Annotated in this window: 15 protein-coding genes; 9 read left to right on the top strand and 6 right to left on the bottom strand. The window is 72.6% G+C overall.

Annotated elements, in window-relative coordinates:
• The first annotated feature begins 50 nt into the window (after positions 1-50).
• The gene (locus Msi02_RS07195) at positions 51-2,465 is read left to right on the top strand and encodes an alpha/beta hydrolase (protein WP_204047626.1); all 2,415 of its coding nucleotides are present in this window, start codon (positions 51-53) and stop codon (positions 2,463-2,465) included.
• A 54-nt stretch (positions 2,466-2,519) separates the two neighbouring features.
• Here the strand turns inward: Msi02_RS07195 and Msi02_RS07190 are convergent, their stop codons facing one another.
• From Msi02_RS07190 to Msi02_RS07180, 3 genes are read right to left on the bottom strand one after another with little or no spacing between them, the layout of a single operon-like run.
• Positions 2,520-2,912: a VOC family protein gene (locus tag Msi02_RS07190; protein ID WP_204047625.1), complete on the bottom strand. Its 393-nt coding sequence runs from the start codon at positions 2,910-2,912 to the stop codon at positions 2,520-2,522.
• A 1-nt stretch (position 2,913) separates the two neighbouring features.
• Positions 2,914-4,137, bottom strand: coding sequence for a ribonuclease D (locus tag Msi02_RS07185; RefSeq protein ID WP_079316486.1), 1,224 nt, complete (start codon positions 4,135-4,137; stop codon positions 2,914-2,916).
• Between the two features lie 3 nt (positions 4,138-4,140).
• Positions 4,141-4,737: a DUF3000 domain-containing protein gene (locus tag Msi02_RS07180; RefSeq protein ID WP_142563873.1), complete on the bottom strand. Its 597-nt coding sequence runs from the start codon at positions 4,735-4,737 to the stop codon at positions 4,141-4,143.
• A 567-nt stretch (positions 4,738-5,304) separates the two neighbouring features.
• Here Msi02_RS07180 and hemE point away from each other — a divergent pair.
• On the top strand, positions 5,305-6,342 hold the full coding sequence (hemE, locus tag Msi02_RS07175; protein ID WP_204047624.1) for a uroporphyrinogen decarboxylase: 1,038 nt from the start codon (positions 5,305-5,307) through the stop codon (positions 6,340-6,342).
• Positions 6,343-6,344: 2 nt separating this feature from the next.
• Here hemE and Msi02_RS43855 read toward each other — a convergent pair whose 3' ends face one another.
• The 3 genes from Msi02_RS43855 to Msi02_RS07160 all read right to left on the bottom strand — a co-directional run bounded on the left by Msi02_RS43855 (position 6,345) and on the right by Msi02_RS07160 (position 12,228).
• The gene (locus Msi02_RS43855; protein WP_204047623.1) at positions 6,345-7,484 is read right to left on the bottom strand and encodes a DUF4349 domain-containing protein; all 1,140 of its coding nucleotides are present in this window, start codon (positions 7,482-7,484) and stop codon (positions 6,345-6,347) included.
• Between the two features lie 157 nt (positions 7,485-7,641).
• Positions 7,642-10,953 (bottom strand): PQQ-dependent sugar dehydrogenase, encoded by a 3,312-nt coding sequence (locus tag Msi02_RS07165; RefSeq protein ID WP_204047622.1) that lies wholly within the window; start codon positions 10,951-10,953, stop codon positions 7,642-7,644.
• Positions 10,954-11,085: 132 nt separating this feature from the next.
• Positions 11,086-12,228, bottom strand: a complete 1,143-nt coding sequence (locus tag Msi02_RS07160) for a sugar phosphate isomerase/epimerase family protein (protein WP_204047621.1) — start codon at positions 12,226-12,228, stop codon at positions 11,086-11,088.
• Between the two features lie 499 nt (positions 12,229-12,727).
• On the opposite strand from Msi02_RS07160, the gene Msi02_RS07155 reads away from it, so the two are divergent.
• Genes Msi02_RS07155 through Msi02_RS07125 form a run of 7 tightly spaced genes read left to right on the top strand, consistent with a single transcriptional unit; the run spans position 12,728 to position 19,317 of the window.
• Positions 12,728-13,870 (top strand): inositol-3-phosphate synthase, encoded by a 1,143-nt coding sequence (locus Msi02_RS07155; RefSeq protein WP_204047620.1) that lies wholly within the window; start codon positions 12,728-12,730, stop codon positions 13,868-13,870.
• Positions 13,867-14,712 (top strand): SCO3242 family prenyltransferase, encoded by an 846-nt coding sequence (locus Msi02_RS07150; RefSeq protein ID WP_204047619.1) that lies wholly within the window; start codon positions 13,867-13,869, stop codon positions 14,710-14,712. Before Msi02_RS07155 ends, Msi02_RS07150 begins: the two co-directional genes overlap by 4 nt.
• The gene (locus tag Msi02_RS07145) at positions 14,709-15,560 is read left to right on the top strand and encodes a sugar phosphate isomerase/epimerase family protein (protein WP_239108194.1); all 852 of its coding nucleotides are present in this window, start codon (positions 14,709-14,711) and stop codon (positions 15,558-15,560) included. The genes Msi02_RS07150 and Msi02_RS07145 overlap by 4 nt, the downstream gene beginning before the upstream one ends.
• The gene (locus Msi02_RS07140) at positions 15,526-16,029 is read left to right on the top strand and encodes an EboA domain-containing protein (protein ID WP_204047618.1); all 504 of its coding nucleotides are present in this window, start codon (positions 15,526-15,528) and stop codon (positions 16,027-16,029) included. Before Msi02_RS07145 ends, Msi02_RS07140 begins: the two co-directional genes overlap by 35 nt.
• A 5-nt stretch (positions 16,030-16,034) precedes the next feature.
• Positions 16,035-16,877 (top strand): TatD family hydrolase, encoded by an 843-nt coding sequence (locus Msi02_RS07135; RefSeq protein WP_204047617.1) that lies wholly within the window; start codon positions 16,035-16,037, stop codon positions 16,875-16,877.
• Positions 16,878-16,879: 2 nt separating this feature from the next.
• Positions 16,880-17,992, top strand: coding sequence for a metabolite traffic protein EboE (gene eboE / locus Msi02_RS07130; RefSeq protein WP_204047616.1), 1,113 nt, complete (start codon positions 16,880-16,882; stop codon positions 17,990-17,992).
• Positions 17,992-19,317 (top strand): alkaline phosphatase family protein, encoded by a 1,326-nt coding sequence (locus Msi02_RS07125; protein ID WP_204047615.1) that lies wholly within the window; start codon positions 17,992-17,994, stop codon positions 19,315-19,317. Before eboE ends, Msi02_RS07125 begins: the two co-directional genes overlap by 1 nt.
• The last annotated feature ends 80 nt before the right edge of the window (positions 19,318-19,397 follow it).

Genomic DNA, 19,397 nt, shown 5'->3' with positions numbered 1-19,397 from the left:
CTAACTCTCCTGAGCGGCTTTCTTGGGGCATTGCACTCGAAAAGGAACCAATGCGCTCTCCTGTTCGCGCCTGGACCAAGGCGCTCGCCACGGCCGTCACGGCCGCGACCCTGTCCACCCCCCTCCTCGCGGGACCCGCGCACGCCGCGCCGCCCGGCTCGGCCGGCGGGGACGGCACCTGGACCGTCGAACCCGTCGGCGGCGGCCACCGGGTCACGCTCCACCTGAACACGCCGCTGCCGGTCCGCGACGCCGTCCCCGAACTCGCCGCGGACGGCCGGTCGCTCGGCCCGGCCGAGGAGTCGCCCGACGGCATGACGCTGACCGTCGTCACCCCCGACCCCGCCGTGGCCACGGCGGGGTCGGTCGACGTGGCCTGGAACGGCGAGGTGCCCGAGGCCACGGCGGCGGCCGCCGGCAAGGCCGCGCCAACGCCCCCCGAGTCGCCCGCCAAGACTCACGGCAAACCGGCTCCCGCGCCCGTCGATCCCGCCGCGCCCGGTCCGTACGCCGTGACCCACGACGAGTACGACCTGGGCGACACCGCCATCACGCTGGAGGGCCTCGGCGGCCGTCAGGCCGAGATCCGGGCGAAGGTCTACCTGCCGGACGGTGCCCGCGGCAGGCGCCCCTTGGTCGTCTTCCTGCACGGCCGCCACTCGGCCTGCTACAACCCGGCGGCGTGGACGACGTCCAACACCCAGTGGCCCTGTCCGGCGGGGCAGCAGCCCATCGCCAGCTACCAGGGCTACGACGGCCCCGCCGACGTGCTCGCCAGCCACGGGTACGCCGTCGTGTCGGTCAGCGCCAACGGCGTCAACGCCGCCGACAACCCCTACAGCGAGGACCGGGGCGCACTGGCCCGGGGCGAGGTCGTCATGCGGCACCTCGACCTGCTCGCCGACGCCGACAGGGGCGTGGGCGACGCGAAGCTGGTGAGCCTGTTCAAGGGCCGCCTCGACATGTCCGACGTCGGCCTGATGGGTCACTCGCGCGGCGGCGAGGGCGTCGTCAAGGCCGCCCTGATGAACGCGGGCCGGGCCAGGCCGTACGGGATCAGGGCGGTGCTGCCGCTCGCGCCGACGGACTTCGCGCGGGCGACCCTGCCCGGCACGCCGATGGCCGTCATCCTGCCGTACTGCGACGGGGACGTCTCCAACCAGCAGGGCCAGCACTTCTACGACGACTCCCGGTACGCCGCGGACGGCGACCCGGCCTTCCGCTCCTCGCTGCTGGTCATGGGCGCCGACCACAACTTCTTCAACACCGAGTGGACCCCCGGCGTCGCGCACGCGCCCGCGTCCGACGACTGGTCGAACCGCAACGACCCGGTCTGCGGCGGCACCGCGCCGTCGCGACTGACCGCCGGCGAGCAGTACGCCGTCGGCACCGCGTACATCGCCGGGTTCTTCCGCCTGGTCCAGGGCGGCGAGCAGGGCCTGCTGCCGCTGTTCGACGGCAGCGGCGGCACCACCGCTTCCGCCGGGCGGGCCGTCGTGCACGCCGTCGCCCAGGCGCCCGCGGGCAGGCGCCTCGACGTGGCCTCCTTCACGTCGCTCGCGCCGTCCACGCGGGTCTCCGGCGCGGCCACCGCGGTCGTCTGCGCCGGGATGCTCGGCCGCTCGCCGCAGAGCGGCCTGCCGTCCTGCGCCTCCACGCTGACCACCGCGCAGGCGCCGTCCTGGACGCCCGCGACGTACGCGAACAACGTCGCCTCGACCCCGGTGCTGCGGTTCTCCTGGAGCGACCCCACGGGCACGGTGACGGTGCCGCTGGACAAGCAGGTCCAGAACGTCTCCCGCTACGACGCGCTCACCTTCCGTACGGCGAGGGACGAGACGGCGACCGGCGACGTGGACCTCGCGGTCGAGGTCGTCGACAAGCGGGGCGCCTCCCAGACGATCAGGGTGTCCGAGGTGAGCGACGCGCTCACGGCGTTCCCCGGCACGGCCTCGCCGCTGCCCAAGACCTGGCTGCGCACGGTCCGCGTCCCGCTGAGCGCGCTCACCGGCGTCAAGCCACAGCAGATCAGCGAGATCCGGATCTCGGGCGCGAGCCGGCAGGGCGCGGTCTACCTCGCCGATCTCGCGTTCACCACGATGGCCGCGGGTGAGGCCCGCACCGACACGCTGCCGCAGGTGTCGGTGGAGGGCGCCACGGTGGACGAGGGCGACGGGCCGGGCACGGCCACGATGACCGTGCGGCTGTCGGGCAGGAGCGCCACGCCGGTGACGGTCCAGATCCAGACGATCGCGACCGGGGCCGCCCCGGTGGTCGCCTCGGCGGCGCAGGAGGTCGTCGTCCCGGCCGGGGCCCTGGAGGCGTCCTTCCGGGTGCCGGTCAACGGCGACACCGCGGTGGCGTCCGCGCCGCAGTCCTACCAGGTGGTCGCCTCCGTGCCGGTCGGCGCGACGATCGGCGGCGGCTTCACCCGGCTCGTCGTGACCGACGACGACGCGGTCTGATCACGGGCGGCTCCCGGGGGCGCGCCGACCACGCCTCCGGGAGCCTCCGCGTGCTCACACCGGTTCGAGGAACTCCAGGCGGTTGCCGACGTTGTCGTGGGCGTAGAAGCGGCGGTGACCGGGGAAGTGCGGATCCCACGCGACCTCGACGCCGGCGGCCTCCAGGCGCGCGGCGAGGTCGTCGAGGCCGGTCACCAGGATGCCCGGGTGCGCCTTGCGCGCGGGGCGGAAGTCCTCCTCCACGCCGAGGTGGATCTCCAGGGCGCCGGCCCGCACCCACAGGCCCCCGCGCGCGGCGAGCACGGGAGGCTTGCCGATCTCGGTCATCCCGAGCAGGCCCACGTAGAAGGCGCGGCAGTCGTCCTCCGCACCGGGCGGGACGGCGAGCTGGACGTGGTGCAGGCGGTAGCCGAAGGGGGACTCCACGTCCGCGCCATGGCCCCGCATGTCACACCTCTCCTTTGATCTCCAGCCGTTCGAGCGCCTTGGCCAGCGGGTGGACGGTCAGGCCGATCTGCCACTCCCGCGCGCCCAGTGCGCGCAGCCGCGCCGCCACGGTCTCCTCGCTGATCGGCGCGGGCGGCTCCCAGGTCAGCCTGCGTACGGCGTCGGGCTGGAGGAGGTTCTCCGTCGGCATGCGGTGCTCGTCGGCGAGCGCGGCGACGACGGCCCGCGCCGCCACGAGCCGCTTGGCGGCGGCCGGGTCCCGGTCGGCCCACCGGTTGGCCGGGGGAGGGCCGTCCCCGGGCCCCACGGGCTGCGGCAGCGCCGCCTCCGGCATCGTGCGGGCCCGGTTCACCGCCGCCAGCCAGTCGTTGAGGTGGCGGCGGGCGCTGCGGCCGACGAACGGCGTGATCTCGGTGAGGGACTTGGTCGTGCGCGGCTGGTCGAGGGCGGCCTGCACGATCGCCGAGTCGGGCAGCACGCGGCCCGGCGCGAGGTCGGCCTCCCGCGCGATCTCGTCGCGCAGCGTCCACAGCTCCCGCACCACGGCGAGCCCGCGCAGCGTGCGCACCCGGTGGATGCCCGAGGTGCGCCGCCACGGGTCGGTACGCGGGGGATGGGCGGGAGCGGCCAGGATCGACGCGAACTCCTCCAGCGCCCACTCCAGCTTGCCGGTGGCGGCCAGCTCGTCGTGCAGGACGTCGCGCAGCTCGACCAGCACCTCCACGTCGAGCGCCGCGTAGCGCAGCCAGTCCTCCGGCAGCGGGCGGGCCGACCAGTCGGCCGCGGAGTGCCCCTTCTCCAGCCGCAGGCCGAGGACGAGCTCGACCATGGTCCCCAGGCCGACCCGCTCGTAGCCGAGCAGCCGCCCGGCCAGCTCGGTGTCGAACAGCCGCCGCGGGCGGAAGCCGAGCTCGGCCAGGCACGGCAGGTCCTGGTTCGCGGCGTGCAGGACGACCTCGGCGTCGCGTACGGCCTCGTCCAGCGCGGACAGGTCGGGACACTTGATCGGGTCGATCAGCGCGGTGCCCGCGCCGGCCCGGCGCAGCTGCACCAGGTAGGCGCGGCCGCTGTAGCGATATCCGGAGGCGCGCTCGGCGTCGACGGCCACCGGCCCGGTTCCACGGGCGAAGGCGTCCACGGCGACCGCGAGCGCGGCGGAGTCCTCGATGACGGGCGGGATTCCCTCGCGCGGCTCCAACAGTGGCTGGACTACGGGTTCTGTCACGGGCTAAGGAACTTTCGGATCATCACGGCGGGCGGGGCGCGGATGCAGCGTGGCGACGTCGGGCGGGAGCGGGGGGATGCCCGCGGCCAGGCACATGAGATCGCACCAGGCGGCCGCGTGCGGCGACAGGTCCTCGTCGAGCGGCGACCACGAGGCCCGCAGCTCGATCTCGGTGGTGACGGGGTCGTCCGCCTTGCCGCCGAACCCCTCCGAGACGGCGCGGGTGACCGTGCCGCCCACCGCGGCGTACCTCGCGCCGTGGGCGTCGAGCGCCTCGGTCAGCCAGCTCCAGGCCACCGGCCCCAGCAGTGGGTCGGTGGTCATCTCCGGCTCCATGTCGGCGCGTACGTAGGCGACGAGGCGGAACGGTCCCTCCCAGCCGCGCTGGCCCTCGGGGTCGAACAGCATGATCAGGCGGCCGACGGCGAGTTCGTCGTCGTCACGGTACACGGACGCCCCGACCGCACCGGAGTACGGCGCGAGCCGCTGAGGCGCCGGGATGTCCTCCAGCTCGATCTCCGGCCGTACCTCGGCGGGGCGCAGCGTCTCCAGCGCGCGCCGGAAGGCGGCGGGAGGCGCGGGCGGTTCACCGAGGGTCATGACGGAAGAGTAGGTCGGATTCGGGAGAGCGCGAAGCAGGGGGGTGGCTGTGGGGGGCATCGGAAGTCGTCAAACCGTCGCCGCCAGTCGAGCCGTCACCCGGCCGGCCGTCCGTGCCGGGGCCCGTCCGCGCGTGCGCTCCCGGCGGTCGCCGCGGCCGTCCGCGCGGTCTCGCCGCCCCGTCGCGCGCGCCGCGCTGCTGGGGCGGGCGGGGCGCGCGGCGTCGCTGCCGGCACAGTGCTCAGTGCGGCGTTCGGGGGAACTCCACATCGAAGTCATCGCTCCGGGGCCTCTCGTCGGATCCACGGTCGTGGCGGTCGCTCGGGACTGATCCGACGTTGGCACGTCCCGGCGACATTTCCCCGCATCGCACTCGGCGTGTCTCGAAAGTGGTATTGGAATCGATGCCGGATGGCCGATTGGCGAACACATTGCCGAGCTGTGAGATGACTCACAGGAGGGGATGGGGTTCACCTTACGCGATCAGCGGCCTTGCTCGCGTCGTTCTGGAGCCCCAGGTCATGGGTCCGGGCGCCGGGCGGCGCCGGGACATGGCAGGCTGGTGCCGTGAAACCCCAGCTCGCCGATTCCGTTTTCATTCGCGCGTGCCGGCGCGAGCCCGTTCCGCACACGCCGGTCTGGTACATGCGCCAGGCCGGGCGGTCGCTGCCCGAGTACCGCAGGGTGCGCGAGGGCGTCGAGATGCTCACCGCCTGCGCCACGCCCGACCTCGTGGTCGAGATCACCATGCAGCCGGTCCGCAGGTACGGCACGGACGCGGCGATCTTCTTCAGCGACATCGTGGTCCCGCTCAAGGCCATCGGCGTCGACCTGGACATCAAGCCGGGCGTCGGCCCGGTCGTCGGGACCCCCATCCGCGACAAGGCGGGCATGGAGGTCCTGCGGCCCCTGGAGCCGGACGACGTCCCGTACGTGACGGAGGCGGTCGGCGCGCTCACCGGAGAGCTGGGCGGGACCCCGCTGATCGGCTTCGCCGGAGGGCCCTTCACGCTCGCGTCCTACCTGATCGAGGGCGGCCCCTCCAAGAACCACGACCGCACCAAGGCCATGATGTACGGCGAGCCGGAGCTGTGGCACGAGCTGATGGAGCGGCTCGGCGCGATCACGCTGGCCTTCCTGCGCGTCCAGGTGGCGGCGGGGGCCTCGGCCGTCCAGCTCTTCGACTCCTGGGTGGGCGCGGTCGCGCCGCAGGACTACCGCACCTACGTGCTGCCGCACACCAGCAAGATCTTCGCGGGCCTGGCGGACCTCGGCGTGCCGCGCATCCACTTCGGCGTCGGCACGGGCGAACTGCTCGGCCTCATGGGCGAGGCCGGCGCCGACGTGGTGGGCGTCGACTGGCGGGTGCCGCTCGACGAGGCCGCGCTGCGCGTGGGCGCGGGCAAGGCCCTGCAGGGCAACCTCGACCCGGCGATCCTGCTCGCGCCCTGGGAGGTCGTCGAGAGGCGGGCCAGGGACGTGCTCGAACGCGGCCGGGTGGCCGAGGGGCACGTGTTCAACCTCGGCCACGGCGTGCTTCCCTCGACCGACCCCGACCAGCTCGCCAGGCTCACCGGCTTCGTCCACGAGTCGTCGGCCCGCTGACGCTACCCCGGCGTGCGCTCGGATTCCCGGCCCTGGTCCTGGCTCTCGTCCCGGTTCTCGTTGTCCCGGTCCTCGTCCCGGTCCTCGCGGGGCGCCGGCTCCGGTGAGCCGAAGCGCGGCTGCCCGGCGGGGCCGTCCGTGGGCGCGGGACCCGCGGGGAAGCCGGGCCCGTGCCCGGGAGGAACCGGAGGAACGGAGCCGGGGGGAACGGCACCGGGAGGCACGGGACCGGCCGGCGGGGCGGCACGGCGGCGCATCCTGCGCATGACGACCCGGACGGCCAGCCACACCACCCCGGCCACGACGATCCAGGGCAGCAGCGCGCCCAGCACGGTCAGCGCCATCACGGTGGAGGCGGTCAGGGTGTCCCACCCGGCGCGCAGCCCGGCGAGGAAGCCAGTCCCCTCCTCCTTCTTCGCGGCGCGGGCCGAGTGCTCCGGCGGGGGCACGAGGGTGAGCGTCACGGTGGCCATGCCGGTCTGCGCCTCCAGGGCCTTCTGCCTGGCCTGCAGCGACTCCAGATCGGCCTCGCGGCTGGAGATCTCCCGCTCGATCTCGAGGATCTCGCCGATCTTGTTCGCCTTCGACAGCAGCGTGCGGAACTGCCCGAGCGCGGCCTCGGCCGACTTCACCCGGCTGGCGACGTCGGCGACCTCCTCGGTGACGTCCTGCGCGTTCTGCCGGACAAACGTGCGTTTCCCGAGGTCGCGTCCGAGCTGGGCCAGCACGTCGGCGTAGCGCGCCGGGGGCACCTTGAACGCGATCATCGACTGGACGCCGCGCGAGACGGACTCGCTGCGTTCCTCGGCGACGTACCCGCCCGCGCCCGTCACGATCGCCTTCGCGCGGTCGGCCGCCGCGGTGACGTCCTTGGCCTCGACGGTGAGCTCGGCCTGGTAGATGATCGCGCGGCCGGCCGGTTCGATCCTGGCCTTCTCCTGCCCGCCGCTCGCGCCGCCCGTGGAGGGCGCCCGCTCCTCGCCCTGATCCATGGCCCCGGCGGTGGCGGCCTCCCCGGCCGGCGCCACGGGCGCGGCCGCGCTGCCGGCCGTGTCGCTGCTGGATTCGCCCGAGCCGCCGCACCCCGTCAACAGAAAGGCGACGGCCACCAGGGCCGCCGCGCCGTACCGGATTCGCCTCATGTCCTTTACATCGGTTCACCGATAGGGACAGTTCGGCGCCGGCGATCACGATGGCATCACGATGCCGCCGTGGTCGCCGGCGCCTCTGCAGAGCGTTTGGGGGGTGTGGGGCCCCGCGGGCCCGGCCGGGCCGGGCCGGACCCACGGGACGTCTTGGCTAGCCGCGCAGCTGCTCGATCAGCGCCTTGGCGTCGCGGATCAGCGCGTCGCTCGCGGCCTTGTCGGTCACCCGCTTGGCGTCGCCGGCGAAGCCGGTGAACCGCTCGAGGGCCTTGATCGCGTCGTCCTTCTTGCCCTTGCCGGCCTCCTTGGCCGCCTGGTCGAGCTGCGCGATCAGGACGTCGCCGTCCTCGGTCACCGTGCCGGCGCCGCGGAAGGAGGTGAGGAGGGCCTTCACGTCCTCGAAGGAGGTCGTGACGGTGAAGGTCGCCGTCTTCTTGGTGGTGTGCCCGGCCTTGTCCTTGGCGGTCACGACCAGCTCGTTCTCACCGAGCGGCAGCTTCCACAGGGGGAGCGCCTCGCCCGACTTGACCTGCAGGTCGCCGATGGCCGCCGTCACGCTCGCCACCCCGGACGTGGCGTCCGTGGCGGAGAAGACGGGCGTGATCGAGGTCGAGTCGCCGTGGTCGCCGGACTCGACGCCGCTCACGGTCAGCGCGGGCGCGGTCTTGTCGATCTTCACGGTGAGGGTGCCCTGCCCGACGTTGCCGCCGCTGTCGGTCGCGCGGTAGCGGACCTCCGTGGCGCCCTCGGTGCTGAACGTCACCGCGTTGTTGGCGCTCAGCCAGGTGGCGCCGCCGTTGGTCGAGTACTGCCGGCTCGACACCGTGCCGTTGTCGGTCGCGGTGACCGTCATCGTCACGTTGCCGGTGTACCAGCCGTTCTCACCGTTCGGCTGGGCCGGGTTGAGGGTGGCCGTCACGGTCGGCGGGGTCTTGTCGGCCACGCCGTCGCCCACGAAGGTGAACGCGTCCACGTCCACTCCGCCCGTCGAGGTGACGTACAGCTTGCCGCTGCCCTTGGGGGCGTTCGGCAGCGCGGTGGTCACCGTCTGCCAGCCGGAGCCGGCCGGGATCGCGACGGTCGCGAACGGGGCCGCGGTCGGCGAGTTCCAGCGCAGCGACAGGGTGCCCGCGCCGGTGGCCACGGTCTTCACCGAGGTGATGCCGGAGAAGTTCACCGGGTCGTAGCCGATGTAGTCGCCCGCGTCGAACGAGGTGACCTTGTTGAGGCCGGACGCCGTCTCGTCCTGGGTCTTGGTGACGCCCTTGCTGTCGTCCCCGTGCTCGGCCTGCATGAGCTTCGGGTTGAGGATCAGCGTGGCGTCGCTGCTCGCGCCGGGGATGCCGTTGGCGCCGTTGTCGCGGTAGCTGACCACGACCACGCCGAAGATGTTCTCGGTCACGCCGTGCTCGGGCGCGTCGGCCGGGGTCGCCCAGGTGACGGTGCAGCCGGTGCCCGTGGTGATCGGGTGGGCGTGCGTGTCGTGGCCGAGGCCGAAGGTCCACTGGACGCGGCTGCAGGTCGGGCTGTCGCCGTCCTCCTGGTCGCTCACCGCGACCTTGAACGGAACCGCGTTGCCCCAGTCGATGAAGCCGCCGTCGCCGGGGGTCTCGATGCTGACCTTGGGCGCGGTGTTGCCGACGGTGATCTCGATCGTGGCGAGGCCGAACCTGCCGCCCGCGTCGGTGACGCGGAGCCGGGCGGTGTACTGCCCGAGCTTGTCGTAGGTGTGGGTCGCCGTCACGCCCTTGGCGTCGAAGGAGCCGTTGCCGTCGAAGTCCCACTCGTAGGTGAGGTCGCCCGCCTCGGAGTCGGAGGACTTGGCGCCGCTGAACTGGACGGTGAGCGGCGCGCTGCTGCCCGACGTCCTGTCAACGGTGATCTTCGCCTGCGGGGCCTTGTTGCCGGGCGAGTAGTCGATGCGGTACAGGCCCGCGTCGGGGTTGGCCCGGAAGAAGCCGTCGCCGTACTCGAGCACGTACAGCGCCCCGTCGGGGCCGAACTCGAGGTCCATCGGGTTGTCCGTGATGGGCATCGCCATCTTGGTCAGCTCGGCGTTCGGCAGGAAGTGCTCGATCTTGGTGACCGGGCCGTCGGAGCCGGACACCGTGAACGCCGCCAGGTAGTCCTGGGAGAACTCGCCGAAGAAGAACTTGTTGTCCCAGTACGCGGGGAACTTCGTCGTCGAGGGGTTGTCCGCGTCGTAGTGGTAGACCGGGCCGCCCATCGGGGCCTGGCCGTTCTGCACCGGGTCGAACTCGGTCAGCCCGGACCACTCCGCCGGCTGGTCGCTCGCGCGGTCGCCGTAGTACAGGTCGGCCGGGGTCGCGGGCGGCAGCTTCTCCAGGCCGGTGTTCCACCGCGAGGTGTTGGTCGGGCCGCCGGCGCAGTCGAACCACTCACGCGGCTTGGAGTTCGCGTAGTCCCAGTTGTTGTAGTTGAAGTTGTCGCCGGTGCAGTACGGCCAGCCGCCGTTCATCGGCTTGTTCAGCGGGGTGACGTTCCACTCGACGTACCCCATCGGGCCGCGGTTGGGGTCGGCGGCGCCGGCGTCCGGTCCGTAGTCGCCCCACGACAGCGTCCCGGTCTTGGAGTCGACGTCCATACGGAACGGGTTCCGCACGCCCATCACGAAGATCTCGGGCTTGGTCTTGGCGGTGCCCTTCGGGAACAGGTTCCCGTCGGGAACGGTGTAGGAGCCGTCCTCCGCCACCTTGATCCGCAGGATCTTGCCGCGCAGGTCGTTGGTGTTGCCCGCGCCGCGGCGGTCGTCGAAGCCTGGGTTCATGCCGGGGGCGTCGTTGTTGGGCGCGAAGCCGTTGGCGCCGGGCGCGCTGGCCGGGGTGTTGTCGCCGGTGGCCAGGTAGAGGTTGCCCTCGTCGTCCCAGTCGAAGTCACCCGCGACGTGGCAGCACTGCCCGCGGTTGGTCTCGATCTTGATGATGACCTGCTCGGTCGACAGGTCGAGCTTGTCGCCGTCCCACTTGAACCGGGAGAGCTGGTTGTAGCCCTTCCACTGGTTCCAGTAGGACTCGTCCGCGCCGGCGGGCAGGGAGTTGGGCGCCGAGCCGGCCGGAGTCGTCTCCGGGTACGGCCCGGTCATCTTCCTGGGCGCGTAGTAGACGTAGACCCACTTGTTGTGTGCGAAGTCGGGGTCGAGCCCGATCGTCTGCAGGCCGTCTTCCGAGTTGTTGTAGACGTCGATCGTGTTGATGACCTTGGTGACGCCGGTGGCGGGGTCGGTCATCCGGATGTCGCCGTTGCGGGCCGTGTGCAGGACCCTGCTGTCCGGCAGGATCGCCATGTCGATCGGCTCGCCGACGTCCTTGGTGAGGGTGACCTTCTCGTAGTTCTCCCAGTGCAGCGCGTCGTCGTGCGCCTGGGCCGGTGCGGCGGTGAGCGCCGCCGTGAACGGGAGCGTCAACGCGGCGGCGAGACCGCCGACCAGAATGCGAGTACGCTTCAAATCTGCTGCGCCTCTTCTTTTCAGGGGGGTGGCAGGGTAAGGCGGGCCGCCGCGTGCCGGTGGAACGGGTCGAACGCGTGGCGGTCCGCCATAGTCAGATGACTGGCCGAGATGCTCGGGTGGGCCTCGGCCTCAGCCGCGGAGCTTGGCGATGTTGTTGTAGCTCAGTTCCGCGTACTGCAGCGACTGCGCCGGGTTGGCCGTGCCGCCGGGGGCGTTGTCCTGCTCGTACATCGGGTTGTGGTAGCCCTTGGCGCCCATCTGGGAGAAGAAGCTCTTGTAGTCGATGTCGCCGGTGCCGAACGGAACCATGTCGTAGCCGTTGGAGGTGCCGGTGTTGATCTTGCCGTCCTTGGCGTGGAACAGCGGGAACCGCATCGTCTGGGCCTGCACGACGCCGAGCGGGTTGAAGACCTGCGTCTGGGTGGAGCCGTCGGGCGCGGTGTAGGTCTTGTACTTGTACTGGGCCACGTGCGCCCAGAAGATGTCCATCTCCAGCCAGACGTTGTTCGGGTCGGTCTGCGAGAGGAAGTACTCGAGGCGGCGGATGCCGGAGGAGCGGGTGGGCCGGCCCTGCGCGTCGAGCGGGCCGCTGTCGAGCAGGAAGCTGTAGGCCACGTCGTGGTTGTGGGTGTACAGCTTGAGGCCCGCGGCGGTGGCGAGCTCGCCGAGCGTGTTCCACTTCTCGGCGGCCACGTCCCAGTCGGCCTTGTACGCGCTGCCGGTCGGGTCGCTGCCGGTGCCGACGTGGCCCATGCCGAGGATGTTGGCGATCTCCAGGTGGAGCTTGAAGCGGTCGAGGTCGGCCTGGCTCAGCGGCCAGGAGCCGGGGATGAAGCCGTGGTTGCCCTCGGCCTCCAGGCCGTTGTCGTCCAGCCAGGTGCGCAGCAGGCGGGCGCCCTCGACGCTCTCCAGGCTGGCGCCGCCCTCGGCGTTGCGGTGCTGGGCGTAGCCCGCGAACTCCACCTGCTTGTAGCCGATGCGGCTGAGCTCCTGCAGCACGGCGCGGAAGCCGGAAGGGAGGTTGCTGGACAGCGGGTCGCGGGTGATGGCGTCGCGGACCGTGTACAGGATGATGCCCCGCTTGCCGGGCGGCACGAGCACGCCGTTGCCGCCGGCCGTCGCCGCCCGCGCGGCCGACTTGAGCGGACCGGCCGCGGCCACGGCGGCGACCGCCGCCATGCCGGTCGTGGCCGCGAGGAACTGGCGGCGGTTGAGCCCCAGCCTGCGTCCGAGGTTGCCGGCCGTCTCCATCTCTTCTTCGTACGCACTCATCGTCTTGCTAACTCCATCTGCGTGAAGAACCTTGATCCCCCGGATGACGCGGCCGAGCGCCGCTGGTGACTCCTCAGGAGCGGACGGGACGGTCAGGTGTGACGGCCGTCGCCGTGGCGGAGAACCACTGGATGTCCTGCCATGGGTACCGCCGTTCGTCTCACTCCGACCCCTCATGACTGTGCGGAGCACTTGGCGAGCAAGTTACGCCACTTTTACCTAACGTGGAAGAAGTTTTTTCATGATCTTTTGAACTTTCTCCTTCGAGAGGACAAAGTTCGAGGATCCGCGAGCGCTCGGAGGGGCGGGGGCGGCTGCGAGCGTCCGCGCCTATCGGGTCGACGGGCCGGCAGCCGGGAGCGCGCAAAGTGTTCCCGTGCAGGTGGGTGAACTTTCTGTAGCTCACAGGAAACTTTTGCTTGTCAGTGACGAAAGATCCCTCTTACTATCCGAATGTTCCGGGGTCATCCTTCATACCCGAGTTGACGGGAGAGTTACAGTGCCCATCGGTGTCTGGCTGGTCGGCGCTCGGGGGTCCGTCGCGACCACGGCGGTGGTCGGAGCGGCGGCGGTTCGCGCGGGTGCGGCCCCGCCCACCGGCTGCGTCATCGAGGCCGCGGGCTTCCCGGGGGACTTCACCCCCCTGGGCGACCTGGTGTTCGGCGGTCACGACGTGGTCGCGACCCCGCTGCGCAAGAGAGCCGAGCTGCTCGCCCAGGCGGGCGTGCTCCCTCCCGTCCTGACGACCCTGCTCGCCGCGGATCTCGACGCCGCCGAGGCCGAGATCAGGCACGGCTACGTCCCCGGCGAGGAGAGCCAGGCGGAGGCCGCGCGGCGGCTCGCCGGCGACATCGCGGACTTCCGGGAGCGGCACGGCCTGTCCCGCGTCGTCGTGGTGGACGTGTCGTCGACCGAGCCTCCCGCCGAGGTGCCGTACGCCACGCTCGCCGACCTCGAGGAGGCGCTGGCGTCAGGGCAGGACGTGCTGCCCCCGAGCTCCCTGTACGCCTACGCGGCCTTCACGGCCGGCTGCGGCTACGTCGCGTTCACCCCCTCCGCCGGCCCGACGCCGCCCGCCCTGGACGAGCTGGCGCGGCGCGGCGGCCTGCCGTACGCGGGACGCGACGGCAAGACCGGGGAGACGCTGGTCAAGAGCGCGCTCGCGCCGATGTTCGCCGGCCGCGCGCTGCGGGTCCGCTCGTGGTCGGGGCTCAACCTCCTCGGCGGCGGCGACGGCGCCACGCTGGCCGACCCCGCCGCACGGGAGAGCAAGTCGGCGAGCAAGGCGCGGGCCGTGCCCGCGATCGTGGGCGAGGACGTCGAGGGCCTGACGCACATCGACTACGTGGCCGACCTCGGCGAGTGGAAGACCGCCTGGGACCACATCACGTTCGAGGGGTTCCTCGGCGTCCGGATGACCATGCAGTTCACCTGGCAGGGCTGCGACTCGGCGCTGGCCGCCCCGCTCGTCCTCGACCTCGTGCGGCTCGTCGCGCGGGCGCACGAGGCCGGGCACAGCGGCGTGCTCCCCGAGCTCGGCTATTTCTTCAAGGACCCGCTGGGCGGCGCCGGGCACGACCTGCCCACCCAGTACGCCCGGCTGGTGGCGTTCGCGCAGGCCCTGTCGGAGGAGCGGCCGTGAGGGCCTGGCTGGAGCTGGTCCGCGCGCCCGCCGCGCTGTCGGTTCCCGGGGACACGCTCGCCGGTGCTGCGGCGGCCGGGCGATCGGCCCGGCCCGGCCTCGCCGCCGCGTCGGTGCTGCTCTACTGGGCCGGAATGGCGCTCAACGACTGGTCCGACCGGAAGATCGACGCGAAGGAGCGGCCGGAACGGCCCATCCCCTCCGGCCGGATCAGCCCGGAAGGCGCCCTCGGCCTCGCCGCCGCGCTGACCGGCGCCGGGGTGGCCACCGCCGCGGTCTTCGGCGGACGGCGCGGATTCGCGCTCGCGGGCCTGCTCGCCGGCGCCGCCTGGGCCTACGACCTGCGTCTCAAGCACACGGCGGCGGGCCCGGCCGCGATGGCGGCCTGCCGCGTGCTCGACGTCCTGCTCGGGGCGGGCCCGCACACGCGGGCGGCCGCCCCCATGGCGCTGGCCGTCGGCGCCCACACCTACGGGATCACCCTGCTCGGCCGCGCCGAGGTGGACGGCGCCACCCCCGCGACCGTCACCCAGGCGCTGGCCGCGACCGGCGCGTCCGCGGCGCTTGCCGCCTTCGCCTGCCGGAGCGGTGAGACCACCGGGAGGCTGGGCGCCGCCGCGATGATCGCCGGCTACCTCGCCACCGCTGGAAGGGCCCAGGCGGCGCTGCGCACCGACCCCGACCCCGAGCAGGTGCGGCAGGCGGTGCGGATGAGCATCCTCGGCCTGATCCCGCTGCAGGCGGCCGCGGTGGCCGGGCGGGGCAGGCTCGCCCAGGCGGCGGCGCTGCTGGCCGCGCTGCCGGCCGGGCGCTGGCTGTCGGCGAAGGTGGCCACGTCGTGAGCGTGCTCATGAACTGGGCCTACTGCACCAACGGCTTCCGCGACCATCCGCTCGACCAGACGCTGGAGGTGCTCGCCGACCTGGGCTACACCGGCGCGGCGGTCAGCCTCGACCACGGGCACCTCATGCCCGGCGCCTCCCCGGCGGAGGTCGGGCGGATCGCGGCGCTGGCGGGGCGGCTCGGCCTGGCCCTCGCCGTGGAGACGGGCGGCCGTTTCACCCTCGACCCCCGGCGCAAGCACTTCCCGACCCTGCTGCACGACGAGGCCGAGGCGCGCGTGCGCTTCCTGTGCCGGGCCATGCGGGTGGCGGCCGACCTCGGCGCCCCCGTGGTGCACCTGTGGAGCGGCATCCGGCCGCCCGAGGTGCCCGAGGACGAGGCGTGGGACCGGCTCGTACGGCAGTGCGAGCGCCTGCTCGAAGAGGCCGACAGCGTGGGCGTCACGCTCGGGTTCGAGCCCGAGCCGGGCATGCTCGTGGCGGACCTCGCCGGTTACGAACGGCTGCGCGCCCTGCTCGGAGGGCACCCGAGGTTCGGCCTCACCCTCGACATCGGGCACTGCCGCTGCCTGGAGCCGTACGACGTGCCCGAGTGCGTCGAGCGGGCGCTGCCGCACCTGGTGCACGTGCAGATCGAGGACATGCGGCGGGGCGTCCACGAGCATCTCGAGTTCGGCGAGGGCGAGATCGACTTCCCGCCCGTGCTCGCCGCCCTCGACGGCTACGGCGGCCTGGTCGCCGTCGAGCTGGCCAGGCACAGCCACGCGGCGCCCGACGTGGCGCGAAGGTCGATCGAATTCCTGAGGAGGGCACATGACCTGGCTGGCGCGGGCCGTAGCCGACGTTGAGCGCGACCCCGAGACCGTCTACGCGCTGTTCCCGCGGGCCGCGCGGGAGGGCGGTCCCGGCGCCCGCGCCGAGCTGCTGAGGGCGCTGGGGAAGGCGCTGCCGGACCCGGCGGCGGCCGTCATGAAGCTCTACTGGCAGGGCGACGCGGGGGAGCGGCTGGAGATCCTGGAGTCGCTTCCGCAGCTCGACCTCGGTCCGGCCGCTCTCCCGCTCGTCCACGACGCCCTGCGGACCAACGACACCCGGCTGGTCGCCGCCGCGCTCGGCCCGTACGGCTCGGCCTGGCTGGACGACCACGCCTTCCGGCAGGGCGTGCTCAAGTGCGTCTTCATGTCCGTCCCGCTCGCGTCGGTCGAGGGCCTCGGCCGCCGGTTCGACGAGGAGCTGCGGCGCATGCTCGCCGACTTCGCCGCCGAGCGCCGCGCGGCCGGGCGTCCCGTTCCCCCCGACGTTCTCGAGAGGCTCTGATTCCGATGAGGATCTTCGACCCCCACGTCCACATGACGTCCCGCACGACGGACGACTACGAGCGCATGTACGCCGCCGGGGTCCGCGCCGTCGTGGAGCCCGCCTTCTGGCTCGGCCAGCCGCGCACGAACGTCGGCAGCTTCCTCGACTACTTCGACGCGCTGCTGGGCTGGGAGCCCTACCGCGCCGCGCAGTACGGCATCCGCCACCACTGCACGCTCGCGCTCAACCCCAAGGAGGCCAACGACCCGCGCTGCGCGGGCGTGCTCGACGAGCTGCCCCGCTACCTGCTGAAGGACTCGGTGGTCGCGGTCGGCGAGGTGGGCTACGACTCGATGACCCCGGAGGAGGACCGCGTCTTCGAGGCCCAGCTCGCGCTCGCCGAGGAGCACGGCCTGCCGGTGCTCGTGCACACGCCGCACCGCGACAAGGCGGCGGGCGCCCGGCGCACCCTCGATGTGGTCAAGGGCATGGACCCCGGCATGGTGCTGGTCGACCACCTCAACGAGCTGACCGTCGGCATGGTCCACGAGGCCGGGTGCTGGATGGGCTTCTCGATCTACCCCGACACCAAGATGGACCCCCAGCGGATGGTGGCGATCCTCAAGGAGTACGGCACCGAGCGGATGATCGTGAACTCCGCCGCGGACTGGGGGCGCAGCGACGTGCTCAAGACCCGCGAGGTCGGCGAGGCCATGCTGGCCGCCGGGTTCACCGACGAGGACGTGGACCGGGTGCTGTGGCAGAACCCGGTGGCGTTCTACGGGCAGAGCGGGCGCCTGACGCTGGACGACGTCGAGTCGGGCGGCGACTACGAGGGCAACACGATCCTGCGCGGGACGCGCTGACCATGCGCCTGCTCCATCCCTCCGGGTCCGTCGTCCACCTGGCCTACTGCACCAACGTCCACCCCGCCGAGGACCTCGCCGGGATCCACGGGCAGCTGTCCGGCGTCGCCGCCCGGGTGCGGGCGCTGACCGGCGCGCCGGTGCTCGGCCTCGGGCTGTGGCTGTCGTCGGGCGCGGCGCGGGCGCTGCGGGCCGACCCCGGCGAACTGGCGCGGCTCCGTGACCGTCTCGACGAGCTGGGGCTGGAGGTCGTCACCCTCAACGGCTTCCCCTACCAGGGCTTCCACGACCAGGTCGTGAAGCTCCGGGTGTACCGGCCCGACTGGGCGGAGCCGCAGCGGCTCGCCTACACCCTCGACCTGGCCGAGATCCTCACCGCGCTGCTGCCCGACGACGTGACCGAGGGCTCGATCTCGACGCTGCCGCTCGCCTGGCGCACCGGCTGGACGCCGGACAAGGCCGCGGCCGTCGCCGCCAACCTCGACGCGCTCACCGGGGGCCTGCGGGCGCTGGCGGAGCGCACCGGCAAGACGATCCGCGTCGGCTTCGAGCCCGAGCCCGGCTGCATCGTGGAGACCACCCCGCAGGCGGTCGAGCTGCTGGGCGGCACCGACCCCGCGTACCTCGGCGTCTGCCTGGACGCCTGCCACCTGGCCGTCGGCCTCGAGGAGGCCGCCGACGCGGCCGGCCTGGGGCTGCCGATCGTCAAGCTCCAGGTCTCGTCGGCCGTCGAGGCGCCGCCGGGCGGCCAGCGGGCGCTGGCGGCGTACGAGGAGGAGCGGTATCTCCACCAGACGCGCTGCGCGGCCGGGTACGCCGACGACCTGCCGGAGGCGCTGGCCGGCGGGCTCCCGGTGGACCTGCCGTGGCGCACGCACTTCCACATGCCGCTGCACGCCGCGCCCCCGCCGCCGCTCACCACGACCACTCCGTACCTGGAGGACCTGCTGGAACGCCTCATGGCTGCCCCGGGCGCGCCGCTCACCCGGCACCTCGAGGTGGAGACCTACACCTGGAGCGTGCTGCCCGGCCCGGTGGACGTCGCCGAGGGCATCGCCGCCGAGCTGGACTGGACCCGGCGGCGGCTCGCCGCCCTCGGACTTAAGGAGATCTGATGGCGCCCGTCGTCGTCGTGAACGTCGTCGGCCTGACCCCGCGCCTGCTGGCGCACATGCCGAACGTGTCCAAGGTCGGCGCCGCCGCGTCGCTGCGGCCCGTGCTGCCCGCCGTGACCTGCTCGGTGCAGGCCACCCTGCTGACCGGTACGATGCCGCGCGACCACGGCATCGTCGGCAACGGCTGGTACTTCCGCGACCTGGGCGAGGTCTTCCTGTGGCGGCAGCACAACCGGCTGATCCAGGGCGAGCAGCTGTGGGACGCGGTGCCCGGGATCCGCACGGCCAACGTCTGCTGGTGGTACGCCATGGGCGGCTCCAGCGACTTCATCGTCACCCCGCGCCCGATCTACTACGCCGACGGGCGCAAGGAGCCCGACTGCTACACCAGGCCGCCGTCGCTGCACGACGACCTGGTGGCCGAGCTGGGCGAGTTCCCGCTGTTCACCTACTGGGGACCGACGGCGAGCATCACCTCGTCCAAGTGGATCATCGCGGCCGCCCGCCGGATCCTCGCGAAGGAGCGGCCCGACCTGCTCATGGTCTACGTCCCGCACCTCGACTACGACCTGCAGCGCTTCGGGCCCGACGCGCCGCAGGCCGTCGCGGCGGCCCGTGAGGTCGACGCCGCGCTCGCGCCGCTGCTGCGGGAGGACGCCACCGTGGTCGTGCTGTCGGAGTACGGCATCACCAACGCGTCCCGCCCGGTCGACGTCAACCGGGCGCTGCGGCGGGCCGGGCTGCTGGAGGTCTACACCCAGGACGGCATGGAGTATCTCGACCCCTGGGCCTCGCGGGCCTTCGCGGTCGCCGACCACCAGGTCGCCCACGTCTACGTGCGCGACCCCGCCGACCTGCCCCGCGTACGGGACATCGTGGCCGAACTGCCGGGCGTGGACGAGGTCCTCAACCAGGAGGGCAAGGCGAAGTACGGCCTCGACCACGAGCGGGCCGGTGACCTCGTCGCCGTGGCGGAGCCGGACGCGTGGTTCACCTACTACTACTGGCTGTCCGACGACCGGGCGCCCGACTTCGCGAAGCTCGTGGAGATCCACCGCAAGCCCGGATACGACCCGGCGGAGCTGTTCATGGATCCCAACGACCCGCTCGTGAAGCTGCGCGCCGGCACGGCGCTGGCCCGCAAGAAGCTGGGCATGCGCTACATGATGTCGGTCGTGCCGCTCGACCCCGAGCCGGTGCGCGGCAGCCACGGCCGCCTGCCCGACGCGGCGGCGGACGGGCCGGTGCTGCTCGGCCCCTTCGACAGGGACGCCTACGCCGCGACCGAGGTCAAGGGTCTGCTCACGCAGCTGCTGAAGGGCTGAGCCTGTGATGTGAAGACGGCCGCCGTCCCCCTCGGGGGCGGCGGCCGTCCGGCGTTCTGAAGGGGGCCGCGGGGCCGCGT

Origin of the sequence: Microbispora siamensis (assembly GCF_016863095.1) — a bacterium.
GTDB classification, from domain to species: Bacteria; Actinomycetota; Actinomycetes; order Streptosporangiales; family Streptosporangiaceae; genus Microbispora; species Microbispora siamensis.
Note: the sequence above shows the minus strand (reverse complement) of the source record. Positions and strands in the feature narration are given on the sequence as shown.

Excerpts from the sequence above, each read along its gene's own strand:
- Msi02_RS07135 (WP_204047617.1), top strand. The coding sequence starts at position 16,035 with ATGAGGATCTTCGACCCCCACGTCCACATGACGTCCCGCACGACGGAC.
- Msi02_RS07160 (WP_204047621.1), bottom strand. The coding sequence starts at position 12,228 with ATGAGTGCGTACGAAGAAGAGATGGAGACGGCCGGCAACCTCGGACGC.
- eboE (WP_204047616.1), top strand. The coding sequence starts at position 16,880 with ATGCGCCTGCTCCATCCCTCCGGGTCCGTCGTCCACCTGGCCTACTGC.
- Msi02_RS43855 (WP_204047623.1), bottom strand. The coding sequence starts at position 7,484 with ATGAGGCGAATCCGGTACGGCGCGGCGGCCCTGGTGGCCGTCGCCTTT.
- Msi02_RS07190 (WP_204047625.1), bottom strand. The coding sequence starts at position 2,912 with ATGCGGGGCCATGGCGCGGACGTGGAGTCCCCCTTCGGCTACCGCCTG.
- Msi02_RS07195 (WP_204047626.1), top strand. The coding sequence starts at position 51 with ATGCGCTCTCCTGTTCGCGCCTGGACCAAGGCGCTCGCCACGGCCGTC.
- Msi02_RS07180 (WP_142563873.1), bottom strand. The coding sequence starts at position 4,737 with ATGACCCTCGGTGAACCGCCCGCGCCTCCCGCCGCCTTCCGGCGCGCG.
- Msi02_RS07140 (WP_204047618.1), top strand. The coding sequence starts at position 15,526 with ATGACCTGGCTGGCGCGGGCCGTAGCCGACGTTGAGCGCGACCCCGAG.
- Msi02_RS07125 (WP_204047615.1), top strand. The coding sequence starts at position 17,992 with ATGGCGCCCGTCGTCGTCGTGAACGTCGTCGGCCTGACCCCGCGCCTG.